The organism is Mesorhizobium denitrificans (genome assembly GCF_003403035.1).
GTDB classification, from domain to species: Bacteria; Pseudomonadota; Alphaproteobacteria; order Rhizobiales; family Rhizobiaceae; genus Mesorhizobium_G; species Mesorhizobium_G denitrificans.
In genome coordinates, this window is sequence record NZ_QURN01000011.1 from 1 (window position 1) to 15396 (window position 15396).

The window sequence follows — 15396 nt, forward strand, 5'->3', positions numbered from 1 at the left end:
TGACCGGGCGCTAATCGGCGTGCCCTTCAACGCCCCTAAACAGGGGTCCCTTTTGCGCGAAAATACGGGGTCCCAATTCCACGGTCATTGACAAAATGACCAAGCGGAAGTTCCCAGTCGGGTTTTGAAGATCCAGGTGGTTCACGCTCGAATAACTCAGTCCTGCTCGGAAGATTCAGCCAGGTCAGACGTTTTCGCAGCAAGTCGGTGATAGGGGCATCGGTAAATTCGATATCCAACCCTATGAAAGTCACTCCAGCGAAACTTTCATTCATTTGGCCTGGAAGGACCTCGAAGATCGTCTTAGGCTTCGTTTCATCCTGGAACGCTACCATAACGGGGTAACGCCCGTAAAAGTTGAAGGGCATACGCCCCGCCGCCTCTGCCAACCTCTGGAGGTCGTCGTCGTTCAGCCCCCCGACGCTGTTTTTAATACCCAGAGTCTCTAAAATGCCCGGCTCATAAATTTCGGAAAAACCGCCGCCTTTGCTACGCAAATAGGGCAGTATGAAAATGGTGCCACCGGCAGGCAGATCAAAAATCAGCGCCTCGCCGTAGAGCGTAGTTGACCCACCCATACCGACCAAACTGTTTTTCAGGCGCGAGTAGCGGCATTCCATGACGGTTGAGGCTTCATGCGTTTGTCCATTGTAGAGGACTTTCGCGATCACCCGATAACGGACAGATGCGCCTCCGTCCTGACAGCCTGCCAAGGGGAGACTGCAAAGAGAGCCTAGGACCGCGCGCCGGCTGATCGTCTTGCCTGTGGACTGCTTCATGGCTCCAACCCCGTGTGGTAATGACTTCAAACTTAAAGCTCCGCTGTCATTGCGCATCTGCCACTTTATCTTGAGCGACGCGTTTCGCATTTCGCCAACCAGTTGGACGAACGAACATACTCTCGCCTTCACCGCTGCGCTCGCCATGGTCGAGCATGTGATTGAATATTCTTGCGAGTAGCCGATCGATTTTTTGTGCTGTCTGCATAACCCTCGGTCGATCAACGTACCAAGCGTGATCAAAATTCCTAATTGAGAAGATGGCAGCCGTCTCAGAACTCGAACCGTCGCTATATGGCCAATGGACAATCTTGTCGCGCTCTCCCTTGATTGAGAGTGCTTCGTCAATCAGAAGAATCATACCTTCGGACCCGGCTTCGCGCGCAAAATCCATTCTGAGCAGATCTTTCAATTTCGCCCATCGCTTTACCGTTGAGCCTTGCGAAAGCAGTTTCACAGTGTCGATGTCATCGGGATCTGATGCCCAAAAAAGCGACTGGTTCAGAATCTGATCGAGGATGGCCCATTTTACTGTCACGAGACCGATTGCCTCGAGCATTTTGGGCTTTGGTATCGCTATGAACTCTTGTTTCATGTCGCGTATCATGTCGCGTCGAGTGGCCGCGCGCCAGTCCATTTGCGGCGCGAGATCACACCTGTCCCGCGCGGCAATTCAATCTGTAGAATGTTTCACAAACTGCTTTTGGTTGGTTAGCCAACTTCGAATGATTAGCTTGCACCTCTGGTTCTGCGTGTTTTCCTAGATCATCTAGAATTTCGTGAGCACTCGCTGATGGCTTGGCACACCGCAATCTTGTTGGTTTTGCTGGCTTCTTCGGCGGCCGCGCAGGAATGCGATCCAAATTATGATCCCTGCGTGCCAGTAGCGAGCGATGTTGATTGCGCCGGAGGCAGCGGAAACGGCCCCGCCTATGTTGCAGGACCGGTTAGGGTGATTGGTACCGATATATATGGGCTTGATAGAGATGGGGATGGGATTGCTTGTGAATGACGAGAATGGCGCGGCTGGCGGGTCTGAAAAACAAACGACTGGTCTGCCCCTCTCACTTGCCCTTGATCACGAGATGCTTTCCCATCCAGTCCTTGATGATGAGCCGAACCGCTTCTGGGCGTGTGATCTCATGCTCTGACGCATACTGATCCAGACCGGCAAGCATGTCGGGCTGAAGCCTAACGAGAATCGGAATACCTTTACCAGTAGCAGCGGGGCCACGTTTCCTTGATATCACAGTTGTTGACTTAGTCATGAAACCTTGATATCACAATCAACGTCGGGCTGAAAGAGGCGGCAACCTCCCTCAGCCCTAACCGAAACGAACCTGTGTTGGAGGCTCGCATGGCTGTTCACAGCAATAGCACAACTTTGCCCAAAATCGACCGTGCCGCAGTAATGCGCACAGCGTGGGCTCACTATCGCTCATCGTTCACTCGGTCATGGCGCAAAGACGCGTTCAACCGCTCGAACTTCGCCTAATGCCTGACATGTGCGTGGCAGAAGCATCGTGAGGCTCAGATGTCTCCTAGCGAGCAGCACGTTGCCCGCGTCGAGCGCGAGATTGACATGCTCAAGTACAAGTCGCTTCGTTACGACATTGCGCCGATGCAGCGCCGTCTCGAAGCCGAACTTGCAGCACTGGCTGCTTGAGGGAGGCGAGAATGAAAAAGATATCTCGCCGCCTGTTCTTGAGAAGCATACCGCCAGCAGTTGCCGTCGGAACTGTGGTAGGTGTCCCTGCCGTCGCGGAAGAAAAAGCAGAATTGCCCGTCACTCGTGTCAACCGCCTTGCGAAGGAACTATCCCTCGCAATGGATGTTTGGATCGATGACTTGGCGTATCCCAGTATCGAACGGGATATCTGGAAGGCGCATGTCTATCCTGCCTCGTACTGCCAATACCCGGTGTCGTTTGAGAACATAGACGCTCGACCAACAAGGACGCGTCACGCTCATCTGAGCCGACAGCATTCCTCGCAGTCACTCCTTCCATGCGCAAGAAGCTCGTCGCGACCTGCGAAGCCCTAATTGCTCTGCTCGATGAAATAGACGGCGACGAAAACGTAGAGGGGACCGCCGACGAAGAGCCGCTTTTAGGTTGGCCGGATGGAGGTCAGCGACCTACAGCGGAAATGTCATGCGATGGCGACCGAGAGGCAGACGACTGCGATCTTGAATCGGGTAGCGATGATGAACGCGAACTCGGTTGGCAGGATGAGGGCAGCCAAGCCAGCCTGCAGGGCTCGTTATACGACGGCGAGCCGGACCTTGGTTTCTGTGGTCATGGCACAGGGTGGCGTGAAGGTGAAGCGACCGACGACCGCGAGCAGGAAAACGAACACCTCGACAAATCCGATTATGAGCCGTTCCTAGGTTGGTCCGAAGTTCAATCGCAGCATGGAGCGCAACCTACCGGCGAAGAGTTTCCCATAGAATGCGGGGGTTCAGCCAAAGCTGACGGCAGCGGCGTGCGCATCGCAAAGAAGCAGCTCAAGGAAAATGCGCGCCGTCGAAAAGCAGCCGGTGTCAGAGGCGAGATTCTATTCAGGCGTGAAGAAGCTGATGCCACCCCAATGCCACGCTACATGTGGAACGATCAGTGGACCGGCAATCTACCACCTGAGGCGAACGAGGTGCTGATTCCGAACTTCTCAATGTATCGGGCGTCGAAATGACCTGCGTCGAGGTTCATTTGCCGATCCCGTCTGGAGAGCGCAATATTTCGATGTGGTGTATTGAGATCGAAAATCGGCTCTGACAATAAGCTGGCTTGCTTAAACGAGTTTCGAGAACCTACGCGGGCCGCAATGGATGCTACTTCCCCAGTAGTCAGCAGACCTAAGACACACCTTTCGATCTTGCTGATTCTAAGCGCGACACACCTGCTGAATGATCTGATGCAGTCGCTCATTCCGGCGATCTACCCCATCATCAAGGGTACGTACGCCTTGGATTTTGTGCAGATCGGAATGATCACGCTCACGTTCCAGATCGCGGGATCGTTGCTGCAACCTGTTGTCGGCTATGTCACCGACAAGCATCCAATGCCCTACTCCACAGTGGTCGGGATGACGTTCACGCTTGCTGGGCTGGTTGGGCTCGCCTTTGCTTCCAGCTATGGGCTCATTCTCATTTCCGTCGGATGTATCGGGATCGGTTCATCGATTTTTCATCCGGAAGCGACACGCATGGCCCGTCACGCATCGGGTGGCAGGCAGGGATTGGCGCAAGGGTTATTTCAGGTAGGAGGGCAAACGGGCGGTGCGTTGGGTCCGCTGCTGGCGGCGCTCATCATCGTGCCACGCGGCCAACCAAGTCTTGCATGGTTTGCAAGCCTCGCACTGATTGCAATGATGCTAATGGTTTGGACAGCCGGCAAACATGCCGAAATTCGCAGACACGTAGAGCGCGCGCACTCCGCGCTTTCAAATGTCACCACCACGCGCCACGCTCATTCCACAGCAACAATCGCGCTTGGCCTGACTGTCCTAACGCTGCTTATGTTCTCGAAGAATGCTTATGGTGAGAGTTTTCGGTCATTTTACACCTTCTATTTGATCGACCGTTTCGGCATTTCAATCCAGGCATCACAGCTTATGCTTTTCGTTTTCCTGGTCGCATCGGCTGTTGGCGCGCTTATCGGTGGCATAATTGGCGACAGGATCGGTCGCTATCGGATTATCTGGATTTCAGTACTGGGCCCGCTCCCATTCACGCTCATTTTGCCCTACGCGGATCTGTTCTGGACCGGTGTGCTCACTGTTCTGATCAACCTGATCATGGCGAGCGCGTTTGCGTCAATTCTGATCTATGCAATGGAATTGGTTCCAAATCGCATCGGGTTGATCGGTGGATTATTTTATGGGCTAAACTTCGGTTTGGGAGGAATAGCTGCAGCTATCCTCGGTGTTCTCGCAGACAGTATGGGCATTGAAGCGGTCTATCAGCTTTGTGCGTTCTTGCCGCTCGCTGGCTTGCTGACCTGGTTCTTGCCAAGGATCGAAGACAGTCGCGAATTGCCAACAGGATGATGCGCTCACGATCCTCAGCCAACTAGCCACAATCCGTAGCAAAAGTAGCAGGAGTAGCAACCGTAGCAGGTGATGGAATTGAGTTTTGTCCGTTTTGTCCCATTTGTCCCGAGAGCGTTCTAGCTTTCGCGTGTCATTCGCAGGATTTGTTGGAAAAATAGTTGGCTATCGATATCAATCCTTATTAAAACTGTAGCATTATCAACTTGTTACATAAAACATTCGGTGGACCTCAGCTCCACCAATGGAACGGCGTGATCATAAGGCGATCCGGCCGCAGACTATCTTCTCAAAAAATGTGGACTTTCCAGTTCGTTCCAGTACCGTCGGCGCGATGTTGCTAGCGTTTCGTAAGGAAGCGGCTGAAAAAAGGGGCACCCCATGGCGATGAAAGCCCGCGGGATCGATCCGGCGGCCAAGCCGTCAGGAACCGGTTGCGAAGAATGTCTGGCCGCGGGAACATGGTGGTTTCATCTGCGGCGCTGCGCAGAGTGCGGTCACATCGGCTGCTGCGACAGCTCTCCGCACCAGCATGCCACCAAGCATTTTCATGCCACCGGCCATCCGATTATCAGAAGTTTCGAACCGGGCGAGACATGGTTCTGGAATTTCGAGACCGAATCCCAGGTTCGCGGCGAAACGTTAGCGCCACCCGAATCCCACCCGCTAGACCAACCCGCGCCCGGACCGGCCGGCCGGGTTCCCGCAAACTGGCAGTCGCTGCTGAACGAATAAAGTAGCAGGCGCATTGGCAAGCGGGCGGGCTTTACAGGAGAACACGCCATGAGCACCGGCAAGTCACCTTCCGATTTCTCATCCGGTGACCTTTGGCCGGCGCTTTCCTATCCAGCCTTCGAGCCGACGCGATATTTGCTTCACATGGTGTTGCAGGCCGTCGGTAAGCTTAAGCTAACGGAGCCATTCCAGGCGCAATGGGCCGAAGTTCCGTTGTGGCTTTATGCAAGGGGCCTCACCACCGGCCCGATTTCTTATGGCGGCGGTGTCTACGAGGTGCGCGCAGACTTGATCTCGCATGAGATGCAGTGGATTACGAGTTCGGGCGCGTCAGGACAAATGCCCCTCGGCCCGACATCCGTAGCCATGTTCGTCGACACCTTCCTTGACCAGCTTCGCCGATCAGTGAAGGACGCCTCGATCACTCTCATGCCGCAGGAGGTGCCTAACCCGATCGCGTTCGACAAGGACACTGCGCACCGTCCGTACGACCGCGACCTTGCCAATGCCTGGTGGCGCGTTCTCCACAGTACGCAACGCGTCCTTCAAGTCTTTCAGGGTCGGTTCACGGGTAAGACGCAGCCTATCGGGCTGATGTGGGGAACGCTCGACATCCGCTTGGCCCTCTATAACGGCAAGCCTGCTTTGCCGGCACCGAACGCAGGCTATATCCGGCGCAACTCGATGAATGCGCAATTGATGGAGATGGGGTGGTGGTCGGGTGATCCTTCCTATCCCAAGCCCGCGTTCTACTCATTCACCTATCCTCAGCCTCAAGGTATCGAAGAAGCGAAGATTAGCCCGCCCGCCGCACGATGGGACTCTGGGATGGGTGAATTTATTCTCGACTATGACGACCTGCGCCGGTCCGACAATCCTGACCGCGACCTGCTTGCCTTCATCGAAACAACCTACAATGCCGGTGCAACCCCTGCGGGCTGGGATTCCGGGCTGCTCGGCAGCGGGCGTCCGGAGTGAATCTCTGTGCCACACGCTACTAGACAAGATTGATCCCCGCCCCTCCCAGCGCGCCGAAGATGACGACAATCCATGGTGGCGCCTTCCACACAACAAGAAGGACAAAGCAAACGAGCGCCAGCGCGAACGAGGCCGGGCTGACGATGGCACTTGTGAAAAGGGGATTGTATAGCGCTGCGCCAAGTATGCCCACGACAGCAGCATTCGCCCCGCGAATGACACTTTGCGCACCTGGGCGTGCACAAAGCGCTGACCAGAACGGTATGCTGCCAACCAGCAGCAAAAACCCAGGAAGAAAGACTGCAAAAAGCGCAATCATCGCTCCTGTGATGCCGTTTGGTTCGGGGCCGAGAACCGTGCCGAGATAGGCGGCAAAGGTAAAGAGTGGGCCGGGTACTGCCTGAGCCGCCCCATAGCCAGCAAGGAATTGATCGTGGCTGACCCAGCCTCGGCTTACGACTTCCGATTCGAGAAGTGGAAGCACGACATGACCACCACCAAACACCAGGGATCCGGCGCGATAAAAAGAATCAAATACCGCAAGTCCTGGGTTGCCCAGTGCATTTGTGGCAAGGGGTAAGCCAACCAGCAACAATGCGAACAGGGCCAGACATATCGAGCCCGCCGTTCGCGAAACTTTGAAGGCGATGGGCCCGGATACAATCGCGCCGTCACTCTTGACGAACCAGAGGCCTCCCACCGCGCCTGCTATTATTGCGGCGACCTGACCGAATGCACCTGCCATGCCTGTTACAATCAGAGCAGCTGCAAGAGCAATGGTCGCGCGTTCTCTGTCTGGGCAAAGGTTCTTTGCCATGCCCAATACTGCCTGGGCGACGATGGCAACGGCAACGATCTTCAATCCGGCGATGCCGCCGCTCCAGAGCGATCCGTCGAAGATCACCACGCCGTAGGCGAACGCGACCATTGCTATGGCGGACGGCATTGTGAAGGCGGTCAGGGCGGCCAGCGCTCCGAGAGGTCCGCCTCGGAGCAATCCCATCGCAAAACCAACCTGACTGGACGCGGGGCCGGGCAGAAACTGGCAGAGCGCGACAATATCCGCATAGCCCTGTTCATCGATCCACTTTCGGCGCTCGACAAGCTCGTTGCGGAAATATCCCAGATGCGCGATTGGACCGCCGAACGATGTCAGGCCAAGTTTAAGAAAGACGCGAAAGACCTCGCCAGGGTTACCCTGCCGCGAAGGCACCGGCTGCGACACCACGCTGGCTGAATTCGTCACACGCGTTCCACCTTCAAAGCGCTCATAATGTGATGATTCCAAAGATTGCATTATTGAACAGGTGGCTGGAACAGAAAGCCACATCATCAGTTCATTTTGGCAGTTCAATTTGATCTGGGGTTGGAACGATGGCAGACAAACAGAAACTCAAGCCGCTCAAGGGCGAAGAGGAGCTTGCGCTGCACATTGCCGAACAAAGCGACCTTTCATTGAATCAGGCTAAGGAACTTATCCAGAAGCACGGTAACAATCTGAAGAAGATTGAGGAGGCTGCGAAGATATACAAGGCTGAAGGGTGATGGCTCATTCCAAGCCAGGTCGAGAGGGTTCGCTCGGTGCGGTTCTGGTTGTCGCCTCGGTCATTTGCATCGGGTCGATAATCGGCGTGATCAATACGCCGGATGCTTGGTATCAGGCGTTGAACAAGCCATCTTTCAACCCGCCGCCATGGATTTTTGCACCCGTTTGGACGTCGCTATATGTGCTTATCGGTATAGCCGGGTGGCGCTCGATCTTCGTCAAGAACGACAGGCTGTTGACGTCGCTTTGGTTCATCCAGATGGTTCTGAACTTCGCCTGGTCACCTGCGTTCTTTGGGCTTAAGGCGCCCTTCGCGGCGCTGATCATCATTCTGGCCTTGGCGTGTACAACCGCCCTCTACGTCCTCTATGCATGGAAGCGTGATCGACCTGCGTCACTGATGTTCGTGCCCTATATACTTTGGGTCGCTTTTGCGTCAGTTCTCAACGCTGCGATTGTCTGGCTCAACTAGCTTCGTGACTGGACAGGCGCGCAATCGAGGCCGCTTGAATGTTCCGAAGAGTATTCGCAATCTGCCATCATCATTCTATTCTTCATGCGAATCGACCGCAAAGCGCTTGATCCGAAAATGGGGACAGGAAGATGGCTGCCAACGCAGGTAGGCATTCCACAAAGGTGCGGCGGAAGCGATTGCTGGAACGTCCTGTTATGGGGCCGCTGGTCGCGCTGGGCGTGGGTGTGCTGCTTGAGGTGAAGCAGGCAACAATCGGGCGCTTGCCTGTCGCTCCGGAAATAGTGCTGTCGGTGCTGGTCCTCGCACTGGCTTTCGTGACGGTCTTCATCACATTGCGCCATGCCGAAGCGATTGCGCACAGGGTTGGCGAGCCGTACGGAACCTTGGTGCTGACCGTAGCGGTAACGGCAATCGAGGCGTCGGTGATCGTAAGCGTCATGCTTGGGGGCGACCAGAATCCCACGCTGGTTCGTGAGTCGGTATTCTCAACGGTCATGATCGTATGCGGCGGTATGCTCGGCATATGCCTTACGCTCGGCGGGCTGCGCCACAATCATCAGGAGCTGAAACGGCAGGGCACAAGTGCGTTGCTATCCGTTGTCGTCGCGCTATCGGTTTTGACGCTCATCCTGCCGGATTATACGCTCACCTCCACCTGGGGCACGTTTTCCCGGATGCAACTCGTTTTCGTCAGCACGCTGTGTCTGCTGCTATATGGCAGCTTCCTGTTCGCGCAGATGACGCGTCATCGCGATGATTTCCTTGATGACGTGTTTTCTGGCGGCGAAGATGAACACACTCCTTCGAACGACAGTCTCGGCAAAAGCCTTGTGCTTCTTGCGATAGGATTGATCGGCATTGTGCTTCTCGCAGAATATGTCGCCAGTGCGCTGGAAGAGGGACTGGCCGCGCTGCAGATCGGGCAGACGGACGCCATCGTCGGCGCGTTTATCGCCACGCTTGTGCTGATGCCGGAGACTGTTTCCGCAATACGCGCTTCCATGAACAATGAATTGCAGCGCAGCCTGAACATCGCACTCGGCTCCGCTTGCGCAACGATTGGCCTGACGGTTCCCGTTGTCGCAGCCATAACACTCTTTACCGGTACGGATCTGACGCTAGGGCTTGGCGCGGGCGACACCGTGCTCCTGTTGCTGGTGCTTGCAGTCAGCACAATCAGCTTTGGAACCGGGCGCACGACCGTGCTGACCGGACTGGTGCATCTGGTCATATTCGTGGCTTACCTGATGTTGATCGCGGTTCCATGAGTTCGCTTGCCCAGTGAAGCGAACCAGCTACATTGCCGCGACAGGTCGCATATTGCAGGAACTGACATGAGCAATCATCTATTCGATGCCTTTCGGTCCGCCGCTCGCCCTGATACGCCATTTATCAAAACTCCGGACGGCCGTGTCTGGACCTACGCTGACATGCTGGATTTCTCCGGTCGTCTGGCAAGCGCGCTTCAGCAGCGCGGCGTGCGCCCCGGCGACAGGGTCGCCGTTCAGGTAGAGAAAAGTGCCGAAGCGCTAATGCTCTACCTCGCCTGCATCAGAGCAGGGGCAGTCTACCTTCCGCTGAATATTGCCTACACGCTCGCTGAACTCGACTATTTCATCAGTGATGCAGCGCCGCGTCTCGTCGTCGTATCGCCCGGCGCGCAAGCAGGGGTGCAACCCGTTGCGGTGCGCTATGGTGCTGAGGTTGAGACGCTTGACGATGCTGGCGGCGGTTCGCTGATCGATCTGGCCAAGAACGCATCTCCAGCCTTTGCAGACGTAGCGTGCGGACCGGATGACCTCGCGGCGATCCTTTATACCTCCGGCACGACCGGCCGCTCCAAGGGCGCCATGCTCACGCATGACAATCTGCTGTCCAATGCCCAGACGCTTGTGCGCTATTGGCGTTTCACCAGTGCCGACCGGTTGATCCACGCGCTGCCGATTTTTCACACGCATGGGCTTTTCGTTGCCTCCAACGTCGTGCTGCTGTCCGGCGCGTCCATGTATTTCTTGCCGAAGTTCGATGCGAACGAAGTTCTTCGCTTGATGGGCGAAGCGACGTCGATGATGGGCGTGCCGACATTCTATGTAAGGCTTGTCGGACATCCGGGCCTGACGCGCGAAGCGGCCGCGGGCATGCGGCTGTTCGTGTCGGGGTCTGCGCCATTGCTTGCGGACACGCATCGCGCGTTTTCGGAAAAAACCGGCCACGCTATTCTCGAACGCTATGGCATGACCGAAACCAATATGAACACCTCAAACCCGTATGATGGTGATCGCGTTCCCGGCACAGTCGGCTTTCCGCTTCCGGGCATATCCTTGCGAGTGACGGATCCCGAAAATGGAAAGCAATTGCCGGATGGGCAAACGGGCATGATCGAGATCAAAGGCCCGAACGTGTTCAAGGGTTATTGGCGCATGCCCGAAAAGACCATGAGTGAGTTTCGTGCGGATGGCTATTTCATCACCGGCGATCTCGGCATGATCGACCCGCGCGGTTACGTGCATATTGTGGGTCGCGGCAAGGATCTCGTGATTTCCGGCGGATACAACATCTATCCGAAGGAAGTCGAAACCGAGATCGACCAGATCGATGGTGTGGTTGAAAGCGCGGTCATCGGTGTGCCGCATCCGGATTTTGGCGAGGGCGTCACGGCGGTTGTCATCAGGCAGCCGGGCGCTGCGATTGACGAAGGCGCAATTCTGGCTGCGCTGGCAGATCGCCTTGCCCGATATAAGCAGCCCAAGCGCATTCTGTTTCTTGAAGAATTGCCGCGCAACACGATGGGCAAGGTGCAGAAGAATATTCTGCGCGAGCGCTACAAAGCTATTTATGATGCGTTGGCATCCGACTGATGCAACTGCATGGCGCTAAAACATAAGCCGATAATTTTGCTATCGCGCAGTTTTGCGAAAACCTTCAAATGTCATATCTGTGTTACCTGGCAACCATAAGCGGGAAGCATTCTGAACACGGAGAACAGAGATGCGCCACCTGATTGGAACGCTTGTGTGCAGCACGATGCTGCTTTCGCCCTTTGCTGCGAACGCAGCCACTGTCTACCCGTTGGATCGTGCGACGATTCTGGTTTCATCCCCGTTCGACTTCAAAGTCGAGTTCGACGGCATCGTTCAGGAAGGCGATGTGTCGGTAACGGTCAACCGCAAGCCGGTAGCTGAAGTGTTCGGCAAGCCTGCTTCCTTCATCGGCAAGGAAGATGGTGTCGATGCATCCGCAGTGCGCCTCAATGGCGTGACGCTGGCCGAGCCCGGAACATATACCGTTGTCGCCAAGGCCGGAAACGAAGAGAAGACAGTTAAGTGGGAAGTCTATGACACGCCCGAAACCGCATCCGCGAAGAATGTGATCTTCCTGCTCGGTGACGGCCTTTCCGTTGCGCACCGCACGGCTGCCCGCATCATGTCCAAGGGCATGACCGAGGGTAAGGCCAATGGCCGACTGAACATGGACGATATGGATCGTTCCGTGTTTATCGGCACCTCCTCCACCAGCGCAATTGCCACCGACAGCGCCAACACCATGTCGGCTTACATGACCGGCCACAAGACGGCGGTAAACGCGCTCGGCGTCTATGCTGACCGCACCAATGATTCGCTCGATGATCCCAAGGTCGAGACGCTCGCTGAAGCGCTGCGCCGCCAGACGAAAAAGTCGATCGGCATCGTCACCACCGCGGAATTGCAGGACGCTACGCCTGCCGCAGTGTTTGCCCACACTCGCCGTCGCTCGGATAAGGCAGTGATCAACGGTCAGACATTCGACCTCAAGCCGGACGTGATCCTTGGCGGCGGCTCGGCATATTTCCTGCCGCAAACGCAGCCGGACTCCAAGCGCAAGGACGACACCGATTATATCGCGCTTTACAAGGACGCGGGCTACACGCTGGCCACGACGAAGTCCGAACTGGAAGCCGCTGATGGCACCAATATGGGCAAGGTGCTGGGCCTTTTCCACACCGGCAATATGGATACGACGCTCGACCGCGAGTTCCTCAAGAAGGGCACCGTCGAGAAATTCCCGGAACAGCCCGGTCTGGTTCAGATGGCGAAAACCGCTATCGACGTTCTGTCGCGCAACAATGATGGCTTCGTTCTGGTTATCGAGGCTGCCAACATCGACAAGATGTCCCACCCGCTCGACTGGGATCGCGCTGTCGTGGATACGATCGAGTTCGATAAGGCAGTCGGCGTTGCCCGCGAGTTCGCCGCAAAGAACCCGGATACGCTTGTTGTGGTAACGGGCGACCACACGCATGGCGTCTCAATCATCGGCACCGTCGATGATGAGAAGCAAGGCGTAGATATGCGCGAGAAGGTCGGCACCTACGCGGAAGCCGGCTTCCCGAACTACGAAGACAAGAACGCTGATGGCTATCCTGACCGTGTCGACGTTACGCGCCGCCTGTTCCTCAGTGCAAATAACGGCCCGGACCATTACGAGACGTTCCGTCCGAAGCTCGATGGTCCGTTCGTTCCGGCTATCCAGAACGAAAAGAAGGAATATGTCGCCAACGAAGCTTACAAGGATGTTCCGGGCGCGATGTTCATGCAGGGCAACATCCCCCATGAGGGCGACTCAGGCGTTCATGCGGTTGACGACGTTGTGCTGCAGGCTTCCGGTCCGGGATCGGAAAACTTCAAGGGCTATCTTGAGCAGAGCGATGTTTATCGCGTGCTTGCGCAGGCTTTGGCGCTCGGCGTCAAGCACTCTCAGTAAGCGACCGTCGAGCATATCTTCCCGGACAGCGATGTTTTCAGCATTCGGCGTGACGCTGCAGGCAAGGCCCTGATAAATGAAAAGCCCGCCGAGGGAGGATGTTCGGCGGGCCCAAGCCAGTCGGTCGCTTACTGCGTAATCTCAGGTTCAACGAGTCGAGCGAGATTGCGCAGCGATTCCTGCCAGCCCAGATAGCAGGCTTCGGCGGGGATAAGGTCAGGGATCCCGGCCTGCGTAATGTTCACCTCGGTGCCTACGGAAACTTGCTTCAGCTCCACCGTAACCTTCATTTCGCCCGGCAGGTTCGGATCATCGAACTTGTCCGTATATTCGATATGCTCGTTCGGTGTGAGCTTTTGATATTCGCCGCCGAAAGAATGGCTTTCACCGGTCGTGAAGTTTCGAAACGACATTTTGAATGTGCCGCCAACCTTCGCCTCGAAATGCTGCACGGAGCAGGTGAAACCGTTTGGCGGAAGCCACTTGGCAAGCGCATCGCTTTCCAGAAATGCGCGGTAAATCTTTTCAGGGCGGGTAGCCATAACGCGGTGCAGTTTAATGGTGCTCGGCATATCTATGTCCTCTCATTGCTGAATGTCCCAAGGACGTCGGAACGAGCTCTAGTCCGACAATAGATAAACATGGATTTCGAAAATTTTTCGACGCGCCGCCAGTGATTCGGAGCTAGTTTCCAGCGCCTTCGACAATTTCTTCCCAGTGCAACTGGTAAATATCGCCGTTCAGCTGTTTGACTTTTCGCCGGATAATTCCCCGTCTTTCCAAAGCATCGAGCGTGCGTTTCCAGTGCGGTAACTTCTGGATTCTCGCAATGGGCAGTATGTCGTGGCTGCTTGCGCGTATCTCCGCCAGCACATGTTTCATCTGCGGAGTGATACCAACAGTCTCGGGGGCTGACTCTTTCGTGATTTTGCGGGGTTTGCGGCCCGTGATTCCCTATTGCCGAAGGAGATTCGGCGATGGGATCAGCGGTGAAGTTGCGGAACGACTATTCGGCAGGCGAGCTTCGGCGGCTGGCGCGAGCCTCGAAGGATGTGCGCCAGAGCAGCCGGCTGTTGTCGATCGCGGCCGTCCTGGACGGGATGAGCCGGGCCGACGCGGCGCGGATCGGCGGCATGGACCGCCAGACGCTGCGCGACTGGGTGCATCGGTTCAACACAGCAGGTCCCGTAGGTCTTGTCGATCAATGGTCGTCTGGTCCGCCGTCGCGGCTGTCTGCGGAGCAGCGATCCGAGTTGGCTGCGATTGTCGAGAAGGGTCCGGACCGCGCCATCGACGGCGTCGTTCGCTGGCGGCGTGTCGACCTGAGGCGCGTCATCAAGGAGCGGTTCGGGGTGGACTATGACACGCGCTATGTCGGCAAGCTGCTGCACAGGCTCGGCTTCTCGCATATCAGCGCGCGCCCGCAGCATCCGGCGCAGGATGCCCAAATCGTCGAGGCGTTCAAAAAAACTGGCCGCGCACGCTGAAGGCACATCTTTGCGACCTGCCGCCGCGCACGAAGGTGGAACTGTGGTTCCAGGATGAAGCCCGCATCGGCCAGAAGAACGGCATCGTGCGGCAATGGGCAAGATGCGGCACACGTCCGCGGCAGCCCGCCGACCAGCGGTATCAAAGCGCCTACCTGTTCGGCGCCATCTGTCCCGCGCGCGGCGTCGGTGCTGCTCTCGCGCTGCCCTTCGCCGACACCGAGGCCATGCAACTCCATATCGACGAGATCAGCCGGCACGTCGAGAAAGGCGCCCATGCCGTGCTCGTCATGGACCGGGCCGGATGGCACACCACCGCCAACCTCAACATGCCCGAAAATATCACGCCGATCTTCCTGCCCTCGCGCGCGCCGGAACTGAACCCGGTCGAGAACATCTGGCAATTCCTGCGCCAGAACTGGCTTTCCAACCGCGTCTTCGACGGATACGACGATATCATCGATGCCGCCTGCAAAGCCTGGCGGAAACTACTCGCCTCTCCCGAAACCATCACATCGATCGGAATGCGGGAGTGGGCGCACGTCGGTCAAACACCATGACTCTTGGTATGAGTCCCTGCCTTGGTCGTGGCATTCTTTTGCCCCTTTTG

17 protein-coding genes are annotated in these 15396 nt (G+C 56.4%); 12 read left to right on the top strand and 5 right to left on the bottom strand.

Annotation, left to right across the window (positions count from 1 at the left end):
* Window positions 1–35 precede the first annotated feature (35 nt).
* Both DY251_RS14380 and DY251_RS14385 read right to left on the bottom strand, forming a co-directional pair.
* Window positions 36–779 carry a hypothetical protein gene (locus DY251_RS14380; protein WP_147307441.1) on the bottom strand — a complete coding sequence of 248 codons (744 nt, stop codon included), beginning with the start codon at window positions 777–779 and terminating at the stop codon, window positions 36–38.
* 46 nt (window positions 780–825) lie between these two features.
* On the bottom strand, window positions 826–1374 hold the full coding sequence (locus tag DY251_RS14385; RefSeq protein WP_137113857.1) for a hypothetical protein: 549 nt from the start codon (window positions 1372–1374) through the stop codon (window positions 826–828).
* A gap of 198 nt (window positions 1375–1572) precedes the next feature.
* Between DY251_RS14385 and DY251_RS21965 the strand changes: the two genes are divergently transcribed.
* The 6 genes from DY251_RS21965 (at window position 1573) to DY251_RS14415 (ending at window position 6538) form a co-directional block, all read left to right on the top strand.
* Window positions 1573–1791: an excalibur calcium-binding domain-containing protein gene (locus tag DY251_RS21965; RefSeq protein ID WP_116624619.1), complete on the top strand. Its 219-nt coding sequence runs from the start codon at window positions 1573–1575 to the stop codon at window positions 1789–1791.
* Window positions 1792–2313: 522 nt separating this feature from the next.
* Window positions 2314–2445: a hypothetical protein gene (locus DY251_RS21895; RefSeq protein WP_281004466.1), complete on the top strand. Its 132-nt coding sequence runs from the start codon at window positions 2314–2316 to the stop codon at window positions 2443–2445.
* A gap of 340 nt (window positions 2446–2785) precedes the next feature.
* Entirely contained in the window at window positions 2786–3469 is a 684-nt protein-coding gene (locus DY251_RS14400; protein WP_116624621.1) for a hypothetical protein, read from the top strand.
* Between the two features lie 132 nt (window positions 3470–3601).
* Entirely contained in the window at window positions 3602–4825 is a 1224-nt protein-coding gene (locus DY251_RS14405) for an MFS transporter (RefSeq protein WP_116624622.1), read from the top strand.
* Between the two features lie 381 nt (window positions 4826–5206).
* Window positions 5207–5560, top strand: coding sequence for a UBP-type zinc finger domain-containing protein (locus tag DY251_RS14410; protein WP_116624623.1), 354 nt, complete (start codon window positions 5207–5209; stop codon window positions 5558–5560).
* A gap of 48 nt (window positions 5561–5608) precedes the next feature.
* The gene (locus tag DY251_RS14415) at window positions 5609–6538 is read left to right on the top strand and encodes a DUF5996 family protein (protein ID WP_116624624.1); all 930 of its coding nucleotides are present in this window, start codon (window positions 5609–5611) and stop codon (window positions 6536–6538) included.
* A 19-nt stretch (window positions 6539–6557) separates the two neighbouring features.
* On the opposite strand, the gene chrA is transcribed toward DY251_RS14415, so the two are convergent.
* On the bottom strand, window positions 6558–7784 hold the full coding sequence (gene chrA, locus DY251_RS14420) for a chromate efflux transporter (protein WP_245415971.1): 1227 nt from the start codon (window positions 7782–7784) through the stop codon (window positions 6558–6560).
* A 128-nt stretch (window positions 7785–7912) separates the two neighbouring features.
* Between chrA and DY251_RS21650 the strand changes: the two genes are divergently transcribed.
* The 5 genes from DY251_RS21650 (at window position 7913) to DY251_RS14440 (ending at window position 13299) form a co-directional block, all read left to right on the top strand.
* The gene (locus DY251_RS21650; RefSeq protein ID WP_170971414.1) at window positions 7913–8083 is read left to right on the top strand and encodes a hypothetical protein; all 171 of its coding nucleotides are present in this window, start codon (window positions 7913–7915) and stop codon (window positions 8081–8083) included.
* Complete coding sequence (locus DY251_RS14425; protein WP_116624626.1) at window positions 8083–8556, top strand: TspO/MBR family protein; 474 nt, start codon at window positions 8083–8085, stop codon at window positions 8554–8556. Before DY251_RS21650 ends, DY251_RS14425 begins: the two co-directional genes overlap by 1 nt.
* 131 nt (window positions 8557–8687) lie before the next feature.
* Window positions 8688–9827: a calcium:cation antiporter gene (locus tag DY251_RS14430; protein WP_245415972.1), complete on the top strand. Its 1140-nt coding sequence runs from the start codon at window positions 8688–8690 to the stop codon at window positions 9825–9827.
* A gap of 66 nt (window positions 9828–9893) precedes the next feature.
* On the top strand, window positions 9894–11417 hold the full coding sequence (locus tag DY251_RS14435; protein WP_116624628.1) for a malonate--CoA ligase: 1524 nt from the start codon (window positions 9894–9896) through the stop codon (window positions 11415–11417).
* Between the two features lie 130 nt (window positions 11418–11547).
* On the top strand, window positions 11548–13299 hold the full coding sequence (locus tag DY251_RS14440; protein ID WP_116624629.1) for an alkaline phosphatase: 1752 nt from the start codon (window positions 11548–11550) through the stop codon (window positions 13297–13299).
* 128 nt (window positions 13300–13427) lie between these two features.
* Here DY251_RS14440 and DY251_RS14445 read toward each other — a convergent pair whose 3' ends face one another.
* Window positions 13428–13871, bottom strand: coding sequence for an SRPBCC family protein (locus tag DY251_RS14445; RefSeq protein WP_116624630.1), 444 nt, complete (start codon window positions 13869–13871; stop codon window positions 13428–13430).
* Between the two features lie 112 nt (window positions 13872–13983).
* Entirely contained in the window at window positions 13984–14181 is a 198-nt protein-coding gene (locus DY251_RS14450; protein ID WP_116624631.1) for a hypothetical protein, read from the bottom strand.
* Window positions 14182–14276: 95 nt separating this feature from the next.
* Here DY251_RS14450 and DY251_RS14455 point away from each other — a divergent pair.
* A protein-coding gene (locus DY251_RS14455; protein ID WP_116624632.1) for an IS630 family transposase occupies window positions 14277–15346 on the top strand; the annotation gives its coding sequence in 2 pieces (ribosomal slippage) (window positions 14277–14763 and window positions 14763–15346; 1071 coding nt in all).
* Window positions 15347–15396: the final 50 nt, after the last annotated feature.

Coding starts and splice junctions, on each gene's coding strand:
- DY251_RS14435 (WP_116624628.1), top strand. CDS start 9,894: ATGAGCAATCATCTATTCGATGCCTTTCGGTCCGCCGCTCGCCCTGAT.
- DY251_RS14425 (WP_116624626.1), top strand. CDS start 8,083: ATGGCTCATTCCAAGCCAGGTCGAGAGGGTTCGCTCGGTGCGGTTCTG.
- DY251_RS21965 (WP_116624619.1), top strand. CDS start 1,573: ATGGCTTGGCACACCGCAATCTTGTTGGTTTTGCTGGCTTCTTCGGCG.
- DY251_RS14380 (WP_147307441.1), bottom strand. CDS start 779: ATGAAGCAGTCCACAGGCAAGACGATCAGCCGGCGCGCGGTCCTAGGC.
- DY251_RS14415 (WP_116624624.1), top strand. CDS start 5,609: ATGAGCACCGGCAAGTCACCTTCCGATTTCTCATCCGGTGACCTTTGG.
- DY251_RS14450 (WP_116624631.1), bottom strand. CDS start 14,181: ATGAAACATGTGCTGGCGGAGATACGCGCAAGCAGCCACGACATACTG.
- DY251_RS14410 (WP_116624623.1), top strand. CDS start 5,207: ATGGCGATGAAAGCCCGCGGGATCGATCCGGCGGCCAAGCCGTCAGGA.
- DY251_RS14440 (WP_116624629.1), top strand. CDS start 11,548: ATGCGCCACCTGATTGGAACGCTTGTGTGCAGCACGATGCTGCTTTCG.
- DY251_RS14445 (WP_116624630.1), bottom strand. CDS start 13,871: ATGCCGAGCACCATTAAACTGCACCGCGTTATGGCTACCCGCCCTGAA.
- DY251_RS14430 (WP_245415972.1), top strand. CDS start 8,688: ATGGCTGCCAACGCAGGTAGGCATTCCACAAAGGTGCGGCGGAAGCGA.
- DY251_RS14405 (WP_116624622.1), top strand. CDS start 3,602: ATGGATGCTACTTCCCCAGTAGTCAGCAGACCTAAGACACACCTTTCG.
- DY251_RS14400 (WP_116624621.1), top strand. CDS start 2,786: ATGCGCAAGAAGCTCGTCGCGACCTGCGAAGCCCTAATTGCTCTGCTC.
- DY251_RS14385 (WP_137113857.1), bottom strand. CDS start 1,374: ATGAAACAAGAGTTCATAGCGATACCAAAGCCCAAAATGCTCGAGGCA.
- DY251_RS21895 (WP_281004466.1), top strand. CDS start 2,314: ATGTCTCCTAGCGAGCAGCACGTTGCCCGCGTCGAGCGCGAGATTGAC.
- DY251_RS21650 (WP_170971414.1), top strand. CDS start 7,913: ATGGCAGACAAACAGAAACTCAAGCCGCTCAAGGGCGAAGAGGAGCTT.